Genomic DNA, 14352 nt, shown 5'->3' with positions numbered 1-14352 from the left:
AAGAACTTTATTCTCAGTCTTCGGGAGGAGCGACTTTTTCTTTAAATAGCTTCCCTGCTGAGAAAGCCGGAACCTTAGTTGCCGGAATTTCCATTTTATCGCCAGTTTTCGGGTTGCGACCTTCGCGAGCTTTGCGCTCCCGCGACTCAAAAGAGCCAAAGCCTACTAGTGTCACTTTATCTCCTGTGGAGACTGCATCGATAATGGTTTCCAAAGCAGCAGTCAGCACGGCATCTGCTTGCTTTTTCGTCACGCTTGCCTTTTCAGCAATTGAATCGACTAATTCACCCTTGTTCATTTCATTCTCCTGTGAGTTAACAAACTACCTCAAAACAAGTGATTCTGAACTCTCGCAACCTGAGCTTCAACTTTCGGCTGTGGCTAGTTTGCCCACTAAAATCGCTGAAACTCTCATTGGTTGGATATTTCATTGACCTATTCTAAGGTCTGCTTGCCAAATATAGATCGTTAAAACCTTTAAGTTATATGGATTTCAGGATTTTTTAGACAATTGCTCGATTTTTTCTGCACAATTTTTGACGAAATTCCGCCAATTGATTTTTTAACGCAGACAAAAAAATTTTATCCGATATAATATCCAGGCTATTTTTGATTGTTTTGAGAATTAGTTTGCGGCTCTGGTGATTTTTTTGGCGGTGCTGAAGCCTGTTTCCACTCTGCAAGGGGTCGGTTGACAGCATTTTCAAAATTAGTAGAGACCAATAGTACGCTAATTTGAGCGGGTTGTGGAGTCGGTGGATCGGCTTGAGCGTACAAAAAACTACGGTTAAAATCTGGCTGACCCAAGACCAATCGATGAGTTTTCCCATCCTGTAACTTAACTTCTACCGTCGCTTGAGGTTGCTGCAAGCCATAGTCAGAGAGCTGTGCGGCGGGTACGGTCAAAACGCGATCGCTCTTACTACTGACCAACAAATCTAACAAATAGGCGATCGCCCCTTCGCTGGCAGGAGCTCGATCGGGAACCTGCATTTGCCACCCTGTCTTACTATCCTTAGCGCGCTCGAACTGTAAAGTTTGGTTGCGAGTCTTAACATTTAGAGACTGAATTTGGTTTTCTTTAAACGTAAATATTTGTTGCTGCTTTTCTCGTGCTTCCTGGCGTTGAGGCGTGCCTTGAATTTCATAAAAGTACACAAATCCCCCCATTCCCAGTGCAAGGAGGAGCAAAATTAAGGTCGTGCGTTGGAGTTTCATCAGAAGTGGGTAATGGGTAATGGGTAGTTGGTAACTGACAACTGATTTATCTCCGCAGCCACCACAATAAGACAGCGCAGGCAAAACCAATGACTGGCAAAATGACTAGAGAGATCCAACCTAGAAGGTTAATTTGTAGGGGCGTAAGATTCAGACGACGCTGTTTTTGTTCTTTAGGACGCACGGATAGGGTTTGTTTGTTATCTTGACTGCTCAACCAGCTAATGGAATTTAAGAATACGTCTCCATTCAATTGCTGCTCAAATAATCCATCGATCGCAAATTGAGCGTTACCAATGACTACCATCCTGGCTTGAGTTGTCTTGGGAGCAGAATTAGCTACTGGCTCGGCTGAGACGATGCGATTGAGGGCGTAACCTATAGTTAAAGGACCTTTGCGATCGCTTTGAGGATTAAATTGCAATGGTTGGCTTTGTATGTTGCTTTCCGCCCAACTTTCAGCACTCGTTTGTAGAATTGGCGTTGCTTCCACCCCTGTGACTGGTTTGCTGTCAATTGCTCTCGCGCCACCGAAAATCGATAGATTGTTCCCAAAATCTTGTGTAATTGGATGTTGTCCGTAGTTATCAACCACAGCAAAAGCAGGTCCAAAACCGATTGCTTGTCCTGCGGGATCGATAATCACTCGGTTATCTAGGGTAAGCCCCCAATTTTGCAGCAGACTATCTAAATTGGGGTTTGTATTTGGGTCGAGGAGTAGCATCAAACTTCCACCCCTCTCTAAATACGCGCTTAAGGCTTTGACTTCTTGCGGAAATAATCCTCGTTTGGGACTAGCAACGATCACTACAGTCGCATCTTGAGGGATCTTCGCTTGCTGGACTAAATTCAGCGGTTCGGCAGCAAAGTTTCTATCTTTAAGTGTATTCAGGGCTGAGGATAGCTTACTCTGTTCCCCGATCCCAACTTCGCCGTGACCTTGAAGGAAATAGACTTTTCCAGCGCGATCGCTTGTCACTTGCTGAATTTTAGTTGTCAGTTGCACTTCTGACAATCGCCCTTGTCCGACCGATTGTACGAACTGTCGCCGATTGCCTGCTTCTACATAAACATCACCAAACGATCTCACGCCAAACTTTTGAGCTATCCCTGGTCGTGTTTGCGGATCGACATACTCAAAACTAAATTGCGACCCTTGACGGCGATAATTTTCTAATAATGCTCGATCTTGAGGGTTTTGGTTGCGATCGAACACCCATACTTTGACAGGTTGAGACAAATTTTGGACAATTTCCCGCGACTGAGGGGCTAGCGTATATAGTCCCGTTTCGGTGAAATCGATCCGCGTTTGATAGCGAGTGGCTAAGAAATTAATGAGTCCGAGAATGACCAAAACTGCTAAAGTTGCGGCGATCGCATTTGTTCCCGCCTGAGTTGAACGTCGCTTCCACCACTTAGTTTTATAAGCTTGCCAAACTAGACCCAACACGCTTAAAACAGCGCCAGCAGCAATTAATCCCAAAGGGACAATTCCCCAGCTACCTGCAACAGTCCCCGCTGTTAAGCCCATGAGTATTAGAAAGGGACCGAGCAAAAATAGATATTGCCAGTAGTTTTTTTTCGTTTTAGTGGCAGTTTTCATAATAATTTTTTGTGTGACTACGGCAGAAGAGATCCCCCCAACCCCCCTTAAAAAGGGGGGCTATAGGCGAGCGGGTGAGATCGTAGTAAAACTCATCTGTAGGGTGGGCATTGCCCACCTGAGTAGCAAGCATCTGTTGTTTGTAAGTAGTTTAAGATTGCTATAAAATTGGAAATTCTGATTTCAAGACCTCTATACCAAAAGTTTCAATATGGAAACGAATAGCTGATTCTAGATCTGACATAGCTTCTTCGTAACTGTTACCTTCACCAATTACAACTCCTTCAATTCCGATTGGATAAGCGACGTAACCATCGGAATGCTTTTCTACAATAAGCTTGATATTTTGCATTTAAATCTTTCCTCTACTATGAACTAAAATTCATCGCTCTCGATAGTTAAACTTTTTCCTGGCTACATCAAGTAATAACTGATAAACTGCTTTTCCCTCCGGTTTCTTTCTCGTCTTTGCTCGATGGAGGGCTGTAAGTTGCATCCAGCCAGGAATAGTTGGATTAGCACCTGCATCAATCAGTAGCTTGGCAACTTCAAAATCACAGTTTCCTGCAACTTCGCCAAGAGGAGTATCACCTATTTTGCTCTCATCATGGGCATTTACATCTGCACCTGCTTCGAGCAACAACTTTATAACTGCAATATGTCCTTTTTGCGAGGCATGGTGTAACGGAGTCTTCCTCAATTCATCAAAATCGTTAACTGGACATCCCTCTTCAATTTGCTGTTTTACTAAGTTTTCGTCTCCATCTTTTGCTGCAAAATGCAGGCGACAGTAATTAGTACAGGAGTCTACATCTTCCATAAACTTAGATACGTTTGATCGGATAGCTGTCAATATTACATCTTGAACTCTGTAAATTAACAAATTGATGAGAAGTTAATCGCGCAACTACGATCGCTGAAATCGTAAAGCGTCGATCGCCTGTGCGGTGAGAAAAATTCCTAACAGAATGTAGCTGAGAAAAACAACTAAACTACTAGAATCAAAAATTCCTTGAATCCAGTTAGTGTAATGTTTGAGTAAAGAAAAATGACTCAAGATTGCACCTATTGGCGTACCGCTGAGATTTTGGGCGATCGCATCGATAACCCAAAGAAACAAAATTAAAGCGAACGTAATAATCGCTGCCAGAATCGTGCTATCGGTGAGAGAAGAAATAAACATTCCTAGAGATAAGATTCCTGCTGCTAATAAAATGAGTCCCAAATGTCCCATCAAGGGAACGACTGGAAATACGGCAGGGTTGGCAGTACTCAATGCAAATGCTTCGTAGGCAAAGATTGGTAATATTAATGTTATGAAAAATGTAACGACTCCCAACAATTTTCCTACAGCAACCGCCCAGTTTGTCACGGGAGAAGTAGCAAGTAATTCTAAAGTCCCGCGCTTGCGTTCTTCTGCATATAAACCCATTGACAATATAGGCAAGATAAATAAAGCCAAAGAACCCATAATTCCCAAGAAAGCCTGTTGAAACTCGTAAGCCACATCAATCGGTGAAGCGGGAACTCCAGGTTGCTGCCCTTGCAGTAAGTCTCTTTGAGCAACTTGCTGAATAATTCCTTGTGGACCTAACAGAATCAAGGCAAAGAAAAACCCAGATAATAACCAAAATATACCCGCGATCGCATAAGCCAAAGGCGAGACAAAATAACTTTGTAACTCCCTTCTATAAATCGCGATGATGTTACCAAAGATTAAACGCATAATAATTTACTCACCACTCCCAACTCCCGACTCCTGTACGGGCGGGTTTAGAAACCCGCCCCTACCGACTCCCGACTCACTTTCTAACGGCTTTTCTTCCATAGTCAGTTCTAAGAACACATCCTCCAAAGATGCTCGCGTTCTTCGCATTTCGTAAATTTTCAAGCCCATTCCGACCAAAACGGCAACAATATCTGGTCCTGGCTCCGTAGTTGGTTGGGAAACGACTCGCAGCACGTAGCGATTGGCTTCTGTGGTAGATATTGATTCTACCGATCGCACGCTGGGCAGCATTTTTATTAATTGTTGCGCCGCCGCACTATCACCTTCAGTCTCGATTTCATAGCCTGCACCACCAGCCAGGTTTGCCTCTAAACTGTCGGGAGTTCCGGTAGCAATGATTTGTCCGCGATTGATAATAGCAACGCGGTTACAGGTCATACTAACTTCCGGCAAAATGTGGGTAGAAAGCACGATTGTATGGCTGTCAGCAAGACTTTTAATTAAATTACGGACATCAATAATTTGACGGGGATCGAGTCCTACCGTAGGTTCGTCGAGAATAATCACTGGAGGATCGTGAACGATCGCCTGAGCGATCCCCACCCGTTGACGGAAACCCTTGGAAAGCTTGCGAATCAAAACGCGCCGTTTTTCTTGTAGGTTACACCGTTCTATCGCTGCTTTGACCCGCCGATGGCGATCGCCTGCGGCTACTCCCTTCAGTCTTGCTACAAAATACAGAAACCCTTCCACCGTCATATCGAGATATAGAGGTGGTGTTTCTGGTAAATAACCAATCCGCTGACGCACGGCTAAGGACTGTTCGTGGACATCATAACCTGCAATGCGTGCCGTACCGCTACTCGCAGGTAGATAGCCCGCTAAGATCCGCATAGTTGTCGTCTTTCCAGCGCCATTGGGTCCAAGGAAACCCAAAATTTCTCCCGCTTCCACGCTGAAAGTCACGTCCTGAATCCCAGACGTAGAACCGTAAGTTTTACTCAAATGTTCGACTTCAATCATCAGTTGGTGGTAATTGGTAATGGGTAATGGGTAATTGGTAATTGCTCCTCTGCCCCTCAGCTCCCTCAGCTCCCTCAGCTCCCTCAGCTCCCTCAGCTCTCTTCTCCCTTGTCCCCCTTATCCCCCGACTCCCGACTCCCGACTCCCGACTCCCGACTTGGTAAATACCCTTCCATCAAACAATCAGAACCTACGGTACGCCACTGGACTCGTTCGAGAGTTATGGCTTGTGTCATTTGGGTGAAGCCTAAGTCGCCTACTGGGGTGGGAGCTGTGCTTCCGCCGATGATTTTGGGGGCAATAAAGGCGAAAATTTTCTGAACTGTACCTTGGGCGATCGCTTCTGCTGCTAAAGTTCCGCCGCATTCCCACAGGACGGAAAGACAGCCGCGCTGGTAGAGATGAGCCATTGCTGCGGTGGGGGTGAGGGAATCGAGTTCTAAAATTTCTACACCGCGATCGCGTAGTAACATCTGCATGTCAGGGTTTGCTCCTGCTTGCGTCATCACTAATGTCGATACTGTTTCGGTTTGCCACAAATGAGCTGTAGTTGGTAAATCTAACGTCCGGCTCATGACCACACGCAAAGGATTAGGCGCATCTATTTGGCGGATTGTCAAGCGGGGATTGTCAATTCTCACGGTGTTTCCGCCAACAATGATGGCATCGCACGCAATTCTTAGCTGCTGCACTTCCTCTCGCGCTGCTGGATTAGTGATCCAAGCACTATGACCGCTAGTCGTAGCAATTTTACCATCGAGGGTCATAGCATATTTGAAGATGCCGAAGGGTCGCTGATAGACCATGCGATGAATAAACCCTTCATTGAGTTGCCGACAGTCAGCTTCTTCCACTCCAACGACAACTTCAATTCCCGCACTGCGTAGCCGCGCAACTCCCCCACCTGCAACTAGGGGGTTCGGATCGACCATTCCTACCACGACTTTTGCTACCCCAGCCGCGATTAAAGCTTCCGTACAAGGGGGAGTACGTCCGTAGTGGTTGCAGGGTTCGAGGCTGACGTAAACGGTAGCTCCTTGGGCGCGATCGCCTGCTGCTTTCAGGGCAAAAACTTCTGCATGAGGCTGCCCCGCCCCAGGATGAAAGCCTTCGCCGACGATTTTTCCATCTTGCACCACAACAGCCCCAACTAGAGGATTGGGGGCAGTGCGTCCCAAAGCACGACGGGCAAGGGTAAGACACCTTTGCATCATTTCTCGGTCGAAAGCAGTACCTACCCTTGGCTCTATTTTGGAATCCATTGCCAATGCCGCTTGTACTCCAAAGATTAGCTGAGATTCTGCGCTATATTATAGGCTCGGTGAGACTTTTGACCAAGCAAGAAGTCAGGAGTCAGGAGCCAGGAGTCAGAATGACTAAACAAAAACTGAAATCCCGTGCCTTTAGAGTTACAAGGAAAAAGCCAAATCTACGGACTCCTTCAACCAATTTTGACTTTTAACTTTTGACTTTTGACTTTGCTATGACATATTTTCGCCACAATATCGAGCAAATGTCAGGCTACGTACCTGGAGAACAGCTCATTGGTACGAATATTATCAAAATTAACTCGAATGAGAATCCTTATCCACCCTCACCGTTGGTATTGGCAGCGCTACGTAACTTAGATGGAGAATTATTACGGCGCTATCCAGAACCGATGGCTGGACGTTTTCGCACTGCTGTTAGTGCTGCTTTAGATCTCCCTTCAGATTGGATTATTGTCGGTAACGGTAGTGACGAACTGCTTGGTGTTATTACCCGCGCTTGTACCTCACCGCAGCGGCAGATTGTTTGTCCCATGCCAACCTATGTTTTATACCGTACCTTGGCACAGATTCAGGATGCTGAATTTGTCGAAATTCCCTATGACGACAATTACAATCTGCCGTTAGAAGAAATCATCGCGGCAAATGGAGCTGTGACATTTATTGCTTCACCTCACAGTCCATCTGGTACAGTCGTGCCACTAGATTTACTCGACAAGTTAGCGGCGCAATTACAGAGTATTTTAGTCATTGACGAGGCTTATGTTGACTTTGCCGCAGAAGATGCTTTGGAATTAGCTAAAAAACACAATAATGTCATCATTTTAAGAACGCTTTCCAAGGGCTACTCTTTAGCAGGGATCAGACTGGGCTTTGCTGTAGCTAATCCTGCTTTAATTGCCGGATTAATGAAGGTGAAAGATAGCTACAACGTTGATGCGATCGCCTGTATTGTAGGAGTAGCTGCACTTCAAGACCAAGCACACAAAAATGCTAATGCCGAGAAAATTAAAACGTCGCGGGCAACGTTAGCTAGTGAATTGCAAAAACTCAACTTTGATGTTTGTCCATCACAAGCCAACTTTCTTCTAGCGCGATCGCCTCATGGTAATGCCGAATATCTTTACCACAGTTTGAAAACAAGAGGTATATTAGTCCGATATTTTCCCCAGCCGCGCCTAGAAGACAAACTTCGCATTACTGTTGGTACAGACGAACAAAACGCCCAACTTGTCAAGGCTCTGGCTGAGATTATGGGATGAATGTAAGGGCAGGTTTTGACCAAAAATTTTCGGTTAAAGCTGTTCTCAAATCATCATCGCGTGCCTAAAAATCTCGTTGTCGTCCACCAGTGATTTAAGGGATAGTAAATCACTGGAGCCCAAAGGCTACTAATTACGGCTGAGATCAGCGCAATTTGTTGATGATGTTGCCATACCTCAGCTAATTTGCCTAATGGCAAACCAAATGTATATGTTGTTGCCTCACCCAGGAAACCAAATTGTAGAGTGGCGATCGTTTCTACCATAATCGTCATGGCAAAGACAATCAGAGCCACAGAAATAAAATCTTCCTGAAGATAGCGCTGCTTTTGCAACCGTGCCGTCAAAATTCCCACCATCATTAAACCGAAAACATGAGTGGGATTATGGGCAGTCATGCCATCTTGAATGAGTCCCAAAGTAATACCTGCGATCGCTCCTTGTAAAACCGAGCGTTTAATACTCCAAGTGACTACCCAGATCAGCAGCCAGTTAGGAGCAATACCAAGTAAAACTGTTCCTGGCAAGCGCATCGGTAGTAAGAGCAGACACAAACTCGCCGAGCCAACAATCGCTACCCCATTAACAAACTGTCGCCAACCAGGAGACTTCTGCCACAGGTGGCGCAAAGATTTAAGTCCCTGCATAAAAAAGAGGAGATTTTTTAAAATTTCAATTTTCAGAGCCTCGATCTTAAAGCAGCAAACGAAAATCGTAATTCAGACTTTGTAAATCGTAATTAAGTGGGGAGTCGGTGTAGAGACGTTGCGTGCAACGTCTCTACACCGACTCCTAACTCACTTGCTCTTAGCGTAGACAACTGCCCACTCTAGATGGGGAATGGGAGCGGAAAAGGAGACAATAGCTTCGGGAGCAGGGCTTTTATTCAAGTCGATGGATTCAATCTTACCTACAGGTAATCCGGCAGGATAAATTTGGCTGTAAGTAGAAGTGACGATCGCATCGCCGCGTTTCACGTCAGGCACTTTATCAAAAAACTGCATCACGGCTTGACTTTCTGATAAGCCGCGTAAAAATCCTGTATGACGGCTGCGACTGACTGTAACCCCTAGCTGACTGGTGCGATCGCTAATTAGCAGTACGCGGCTGGTATTGGGAGTGACGCTACTAATCTTACCCACTAACCCCCCAGGAGCAGTGACGATATCTCCGACTTTAATTCCCGTACTCGTACCGCGTCCCAGAGTTATTTGCTGCCACCATTGATCGGCACTACGTCCGATGACTGGAGCGACAATAGCTCGTTCTAAATTATTAGCAGACTCATAACTAAGTAGTTTTTTCAACTGTTGGTTTTGGCTTTTGAGTTCTGCTAACTGAGCTTGAAGCTCTTGATTTTGAGCATCACTCAGGCGCTCTGCTTGCACGGAAACCGAGCGATGAAATGGGAGAGTGATGAGTTGATAAATTTCAAAAATTAGTGCTGCTTGGGTCTGCCTGATAGTCCAAGCAGTACCAAGAGCAACAATGCATAGTAAAATCGGTAGGGCGCGTTTCTCCCACCACTGACGACGTTCGATATACATAGGTTTTAGTAGTTAGCAGTCAACTCGATGGGTTGACTTAATAGGCTTTTAGGTTTAGATAACAGAGAGATATGCAAATTGGTAATTGGTCATTAGTCATTGGTCATTTGTGAGTAGTTAGTAACTTTTTACTTACGACTTACAACTTCTAACTCCTATTTTTGACTTTTAACTTTTGACTTTTGAATTATCCATTACCAAATGCCATTTTTATCCACGCCGAGAGCGATCGCTAAAGACTCGCTCCATTTGCTTAAATTTTTCTAGTGCCAATCCCGTTCCTAAGACGACACAGTGCATTGGCTCGGCTGCAACGTGGGTGACAATTCCAGTTTCATGACTAATTAGTGTATCTAGTCCTTTCAACTTCGCGCCTCCACCCGCAAGCATAATACCTCGATCTACAATGTCGGCTGCAAGTTCTGGTGGTGTCCGTTCCAGCGTCCGCTTGAGTGCTTCCACAATCACAGACAGCGGTTCTGACATACTTTCGCGAATCTCTGGTTCTTTGATCGTGACGCTACGCGGCAAACCAGAAAGCAGATGCAACCCTCTAACTTCCATCATATTATCTTCGTCATCGCGGGAGGGATAGGCAGAGCCAATCCGCAGCTTAATTTCTTCCGCCGTGCGTTCGCCGATGACTAAGTTGTAAATTTTTCGCATGTACTGCATGATGGCTTCATTCAGCTCATCTCCTGCAATTCGTACCGATTCGCTCAGTACCGTACCGTAAAGGCTGAGAACGGCGATTTCGGTTGTTCCACCCCCAACATCTACGATCATGCTACCGATGGGTTCGGCAACAGGCAGACCCGCGCCGATCGCGGCTGCTAGTGGTTCGTCAATCAAATAAACTTCTCTTGCGCCTGCTTGAGATGCTGCATCCATTAATGCTCTGCGTTCTACCCCCGTAACTCCACTGGGAATACCAATCACGACACGGGGAGAGACAACCCTGCCTTCATGAACTTTTTGCATGAAATGCTTCAGCATCATTTCAGCAGCATCGAAGTCAGCAATAACTCCATCACGTAGCGGACGAATTACCGAGATGTTGACGGGCTTAGTAGGCGTTCTACCAAGCATTTTTCTGGCTTCTTCTCCCACAGCAATCGACGATTTATCGCTTAAATCTAGTGCGATCGCCGAAGGTTCTTGCAGTACAATTCCTTTTCCAGAGACATAAATCAAGGTATTTGCAGTACCGAGATCGATACCCATATCTCTAGACAACGACAAACGGTTAAACAGACCAAACATACCCACGCTTCTCACTCCCCCGTAAAAGCAAGATATAGTTTTTACACATCAGTAGAGTATTAGTAACTAGATCGGAATTTTTTTATCCCTCTAATTCGAGTTTAGTCGAGCCAACTAATTCTCGGTCAGGCTTAGTTGCAATTCTTAGACTGGCTGACAAAAACACCCCTTCAGTTAAGAAAAGTTAACGCTTGTCCAACTAAATTCCCAAGAGTAATTTCACTGAATCTTTATACAAATTTAAGCCATTTTTTGCTTACTTTAAGTAATTTCACAGTTGTCAGTTGTAGCAATCATATTTGATTCATGAACGTGGAGCAGGCTTCTAGCCTTCGGCAGGCTAGAAGCTCGCTTTACAAATCATTTAGAACTGCTATATCAGTTACCGAAAAGCCAATTTCCAATTATTGAAACTCGGGCGATCTCTTGATGAATAAGTATTAACACTTAATCGAATTGTGAAGAAAAAAGGAGATCGTTGACAAGAAGTAAATACCTAACGCGCCAATTTATAAAATCTTCATAAATTAGTAATGAGTAATTGATAATTGGATGGTAATTAGTAAAATCAGCTTTTTATCTCTAGTCACTAACCACCAGCCACTGATAACTGACAACTGAGATCTTGCCAGTATAGGTACGGAATAAGCTACGATTGTGGTTATAGTAAATTAAGTACAATTGTACTAAATTTGAGTGATATGAGTCTTAACGTTGTTACTCTCGTCGGTCGTGTTGGTGGCGACCCTGATATTAAGTATTTTGAGTCTGGTAGCGTCAAGTGCCGCATGACGCTAGCTGTAAGGAGACCAACCAAAAATAGCGAGGAACCAGACTGGTTCACGCTAGAAATTTGGGGTAAAACAGCGCAAACAGCCAAAGATTACGTTCGTAAGGGAAGTCTAATTGGAATCAAGGGTTCCTTAAAGTTCGACACCTGGGACGATCGCAATACGGGTACACCGCGTTCAACACCAATCATTCTTGTGGACAAAATGGATCTTTTAGGATCTAAACGCGATAACGAAGGTGGCGGCTATAGCGGTTACAGTAGCGATGACAATTTTTAACCAAATTTGCATATGTGTAGGGGCGCACGGCTGTGCGCCCCTAGATTCATCTGTGCGTCCCTAAATGATTTAGGTCTATCAATAACCAATTTGCAGCGTTACAGAAGCCTCTATTTGCTGTTCTCCACCGATTACAGGAGTCGTAGCGGCTTTATCGGCAAAAGCTGCTTCTCGCGCCATTAAAGGCATGGGAGGCTGTGGCGGGTTAGCGCTGTTGATTTGAATACTGACAATTTCCTTTTGGCTGAAATTGAGGCTGCTCAAAACAGCACTTGCCTGCTGCTGAGCATCTTTTGTCGCTGCTTGCAGGGCTTGTTGTCTCGCTTTGGCGATCGCCTCATCTGTAGCAATAAAACTCACCCCTTCGATCCGAGTTGCTCCAGTTTTGACGGCAGCATCAATGATATTACCAGCTTGTGAGGTTGGGACGCGGAAACTTACTGTATTTGTGGCAGAATAACCCGTAAGCCGTTGCTCGTTATTGGCGTAGTTATAAAGAGGATTTAAGTAAATTCCTGTAGTTTCTAGTTTTTCTACGTTACGCGATTTCAATAAGTCTACAACTGCTGACGATCGCCGCGCTGCTTCTTGCTGTACTTGCTGGGCTGTTTTGCCTTGTACTTCTACTCCCAAACGTACCTGAGCTAGCGTAGTAGGGATAGATTCTACCCCTCTACCCGTGACAGTCAGAGTTTTATAAGTTCGATCCATTTTATCTGGAGCTGGTTGCGCCCATACGGGATAAATATAACTGAGAGTTGACAAACTCAATGCGATCGCCGTAACTGTAATACTGTTTTGGATTTGAGACTTGAGATTGCGATCGCGCAAAGTCGCTAAGCCGCTAAGCGAGAATTCAACTGGTTTGCGCTTGGAAGCAAATTTTTTTTGATGTATTGAGAAGTGTTGCATTGAACTGATTTACCTCACACAAATACCGTACTTTCTTAGACAAACTGGATGAAAATACGTTCCTAATCTGGCATTGAATGAGGATAAGTTGTGAATGGTTACAGTTTTAGTAACTAAGCTAATTTAAAGTCAAAAGTCAAAAGTTAAAAGTTAAAAGCTTGTCCTTGAGCAAAGCGAATGGTCAAAACTGAGGAGATAGGAGTTATGATTAAACACTCACAAATGACGAATGACAAATGACCTTTTCCAATACATCATCCTTGGGTTAACTTATTTAGGTTTGGGGCTAGGCTACTTCCCCGGTTTGCGGATGAATCGCGCGACGATCGCTTTTGTGGGGGCGGCTTGTCTAGTTGGTTTTGGTAGTTTTAGTCTCAAAGAAGCTTGGGAGGCGATCGACGCTGGAACGATCGTTTTTCTCCTTAGTATTATGATTGTCAATGCTTACCTTACCAGCGCCGGTTTTTTTCAACTAGCTTTAAATATTTTATTACGTTACACTCGCAGTCCTTTTGGATTACTAACTGCTTTAACATTTGTCAGTGGTTTTTTATCTGCCTTATTTCTCAACGATACGATCGCGCTAATTTTTACGCCTTTAACACTCGCTCTAGCGCTAGTTTTAGAATTAAACCCAATTCCCTATCTTTTAGCATTAGCAGGGGCAACAGATATTGGTTCTGTTGCTACTTTAAATGGCAATCCTCAAAATATTTTAATTGCTTCTTTTTCAGAAATTAGTTATTTAGAATTTACTCAGGCTTTAGCTCCTGTTGCTGTAGTGGGATTGCTCGTACAATTAGGCTGGCTGTGGTATTTGTATCCCGAAATTCGTTCTTTGAAACCTATCCTCGACCGTCCCCACATTAGACGCAGACGTATTCTTAAACCCGTACTGTATAAAAGTTTAATTATTACTGGAGGGATGTTAATAGCATTTCTACTCGGCGCACCGCTAGCAGAGTCAGCGTTGGTAGCATCTGGATTGCTTTTAATTACCCGTAGGCTAAAGCCACAGAAAATTCTACCAGCAGTAGAATGGGATTTATTGCTGATGTTTTCTGGCTTGTTTGTACTCACAAACGGTGTTAAAAATCTAAAGTTTCTTCAAAGTTTTACAGTATTAACAGATAGCAACGCCGGATTATTAAGCGTAACAGTAGTGCTTTCTAATTTAATATCCAACGTTCCAGCAGTATTGTTGTTACAACCATTAATTCCTCAAAATAGCGATCGCGAGTGGTTGTTACTGGCAGCTGGTTCAACTTTAGCTGGAAATATGACGCTTTTAGGTTCGGTAGCAAATATGATTGTGGCTGAAGCTGCGGCAAAACAAGGTTATCGTCTCAGTTTTTGGGAACATTTGCGCTTTGGCTTGCCTTTGAGTCTAGTCACTTTAGGAATTGCCTATATTTGGCTACAGCAATGATGGCGGTTTTCAATTAGATGCAATACAC

General features: G+C 44.4%; 15 protein-coding genes. 3 read left to right on the top strand and 12 right to left on the bottom strand.

Translation table 11 applies throughout. From position 1 onward, the window contains the following. Positions 1-13 precede the first annotated feature (13 nt). The 8 genes from DSM107010_RS19810 to ribD form a co-directional block, all read right to left on the bottom strand. Positions 14-298 (bottom strand): HU family DNA-binding protein, encoded by a 285-nt coding sequence (locus tag DSM107010_RS19810; protein ID WP_015156000.1) that lies wholly within the window; start codon positions 296-298, stop codon positions 14-16. Positions 299-603: 305 nt separating this feature from the next. Then, positions 604-1218 (bottom strand): DUF4340 domain-containing protein, encoded by a 615-nt coding sequence (locus tag DSM107010_RS19805; protein ID WP_106170241.1) that lies wholly within the window; start codon positions 1216-1218, stop codon positions 604-606. Positions 1219-1264: 46 nt separating this feature from the next. Continuing rightward, positions 1265-2821, bottom strand: a complete 1557-nt coding sequence (locus tag DSM107010_RS19800) for a GldG family protein (protein ID WP_015156002.1) — start codon at positions 2819-2821, stop codon at positions 1265-1267. 160 nt (positions 2822-2981) lie between these two features. Next, the gene (locus DSM107010_RS19795; protein ID WP_015156003.1) at positions 2982-3173 is read right to left on the bottom strand and encodes a type II toxin-antitoxin system HicB family antitoxin; all 192 of its coding nucleotides are present in this window, start codon (positions 3171-3173) and stop codon (positions 2982-2984) included. Between the two features lie 30 nt (positions 3174-3203). Next, on the bottom strand, positions 3204-3641 hold the full coding sequence (locus DSM107010_RS19790) for an ankyrin repeat domain-containing protein (RefSeq protein WP_106170239.1): 438 nt from the start codon (positions 3639-3641) through the stop codon (positions 3204-3206). Positions 3642-3728: 87 nt separating this feature from the next. Beyond that, complete coding sequence (locus tag DSM107010_RS19785; protein ID WP_127023691.1) at positions 3729-4547, bottom strand: ABC transporter permease; 819 nt, start codon at positions 4545-4547, stop codon at positions 3729-3731. A 6-nt stretch (positions 4548-4553) separates the two neighbouring features. After that, positions 4554-5573: an ABC transporter ATP-binding protein gene (locus tag DSM107010_RS19780; RefSeq protein ID WP_127023688.1), complete on the bottom strand. Its 1020-nt coding sequence runs from the start codon at positions 5571-5573 to the stop codon at positions 4554-4556. 92 nt (positions 5574-5665) lie between these two features. Continuing rightward, a complete protein-coding gene (gene ribD / locus DSM107010_RS19775; protein WP_015156007.1) occupies positions 5666-6835 on the bottom strand; it encodes a bifunctional diaminohydroxyphosphoribosylaminopyrimidine deaminase/5-amino-6-(5-phosphoribosylamino)uracil reductase RibD in 1170 nt (389 codons plus the stop codon). A 221-nt stretch (positions 6836-7056) separates the two neighbouring features. On the opposite strand from ribD, the gene hisC reads away from it, so the two are divergent. Continuing rightward, positions 7057-8103 carry a histidinol-phosphate transaminase gene (hisC, locus tag DSM107010_RS19770; RefSeq protein WP_106166998.1) on the top strand — a complete coding sequence of 349 codons (1047 nt, stop codon included), beginning with the start codon at positions 7057-7059 and terminating at the stop codon, positions 8101-8103. A 53-nt stretch (positions 8104-8156) separates the two neighbouring features. Here hisC and mreD read toward each other — a convergent pair whose 3' ends face one another. The 3 genes from mreD to DSM107010_RS19755 all read right to left on the bottom strand — a co-directional run bounded on the left by mreD (position 8157) and on the right by DSM107010_RS19755 (position 10874). Further along, positions 8157-8750 (bottom strand): rod shape-determining protein MreD, encoded by a 594-nt coding sequence (gene mreD, locus DSM107010_RS19765; RefSeq protein WP_015156009.1) that lies wholly within the window; start codon positions 8748-8750, stop codon positions 8157-8159. 150 nt (positions 8751-8900) lie between these two features. Continuing rightward, a complete protein-coding gene (gene mreC / locus DSM107010_RS19760; protein ID WP_106166999.1) occupies positions 8901-9650 on the bottom strand; it encodes a rod shape-determining protein MreC in 750 nt (249 codons plus the stop codon). Between the two features lie 210 nt (positions 9651-9860). Then, entirely contained in the window at positions 9861-10874 is a 1014-nt protein-coding gene (locus DSM107010_RS19755; RefSeq protein WP_041462553.1) for a rod shape-determining protein, read from the bottom strand. A gap of 740 nt (positions 10875-11614) precedes the next feature. Between DSM107010_RS19755 and DSM107010_RS19750 the strand changes: the two genes are divergently transcribed. Beyond that, entirely contained in the window at positions 11615-11983 is a 369-nt protein-coding gene (locus DSM107010_RS19750) for a single-stranded DNA-binding protein (RefSeq protein ID WP_015156012.1), read from the top strand. Between the two features lie 78 nt (positions 11984-12061). Here the strand turns inward: DSM107010_RS19750 and DSM107010_RS19745 are convergent, their stop codons facing one another. After that, the gene (locus DSM107010_RS19745) at positions 12062-12895 is read right to left on the bottom strand and encodes an SIMPL domain-containing protein (protein WP_106167000.1); all 834 of its coding nucleotides are present in this window, start codon (positions 12893-12895) and stop codon (positions 12062-12064) included. 229 nt (positions 12896-13124) lie between these two features. Between DSM107010_RS19745 and DSM107010_RS19740 the strand changes: the two genes are divergently transcribed. Beyond that, on the top strand, positions 13125-14324 hold the full coding sequence (locus tag DSM107010_RS19740) for an anion transporter (protein WP_015156014.1): 1200 nt from the start codon (positions 13125-13127) through the stop codon (positions 14322-14324). The last annotated feature ends 28 nt before the right edge of the window (positions 14325-14352 follow it).

Origin of the sequence: Chroococcidiopsis cubana SAG 39.79 (assembly GCF_003991895.1) — a bacterium.
GTDB classification, from domain to species: Bacteria; Cyanobacteriota; Cyanobacteriia; order Cyanobacteriales; family Chroococcidiopsidaceae; genus Chroococcidiopsis; species Chroococcidiopsis thermalis.
This window is presented reverse-complemented; position numbering and strand designations above follow the sequence as displayed.

Coding starts and splice junctions, on each gene's coding strand:
- DSM107010_RS19800 (WP_015156002.1), bottom strand. CDS start 2,821: ATGAAAACTGCCACTAAAACGAAAAAAAACTACTGGCAATATCTATTT.
- DSM107010_RS19740 (WP_015156014.1), top strand. CDS start 13,125: ATGACAAATGACCTTTTCCAATACATCATCCTTGGGTTAACTTATTTA.
- DSM107010_RS19750 (WP_015156012.1), top strand. CDS start 11,615: ATGAGTCTTAACGTTGTTACTCTCGTCGGTCGTGTTGGTGGCGACCCT.
- mreC (WP_106166999.1), bottom strand. CDS start 9,650: ATGTATATCGAACGTCGTCAGTGGTGGGAGAAACGCGCCCTACCGATT.
- DSM107010_RS19755 (WP_041462553.1), bottom strand. CDS start 10,874: ATGGGTATCGATCTCGGTACTGCAAATACCTTGATTTATGTCTCTGGA.
- DSM107010_RS19785 (WP_127023691.1), bottom strand. CDS start 4,547: ATGCGTTTAATCTTTGGTAACATCATCGCGATTTATAGAAGGGAGTTA.
- DSM107010_RS19745 (WP_106167000.1), bottom strand. CDS start 12,895: ATGCAACACTTCTCAATACATCAAAAAAAATTTGCTTCCAAGCGCAAA.
- mreD (WP_015156009.1), bottom strand. CDS start 8,750: ATGCAGGGACTTAAATCTTTGCGCCACCTGTGGCAGAAGTCTCCTGGT.
- DSM107010_RS19795 (WP_015156003.1), bottom strand. CDS start 3,173: ATGCAAAATATCAAGCTTATTGTAGAAAAGCATTCCGATGGTTACGTC.
- DSM107010_RS19805 (WP_106170241.1), bottom strand. CDS start 1,218: ATGAAACTCCAACGCACGACCTTAATTTTGCTCCTCCTTGCACTGGGA.
- DSM107010_RS19810 (WP_015156000.1), bottom strand. CDS start 298: ATGAACAAGGGTGAATTAGTCGATTCAATTGCTGAAAAGGCAAGCGTG.
- hisC (WP_106166998.1), top strand. CDS start 7,057: ATGACATATTTTCGCCACAATATCGAGCAAATGTCAGGCTACGTACCT.
- ribD (WP_015156007.1), bottom strand. CDS start 6,835: ATGGATTCCAAAATAGAGCCAAGGGTAGGTACTGCTTTCGACCGAGAA.
- DSM107010_RS19790 (WP_106170239.1), bottom strand. CDS start 3,641: ATGGAAGATGTAGACTCCTGTACTAATTACTGTCGCCTGCATTTTGCA.
- DSM107010_RS19780 (WP_127023688.1), bottom strand. CDS start 5,573: ATGATTGAAGTCGAACATTTGAGTAAAACTTACGGTTCTACGTCTGGG.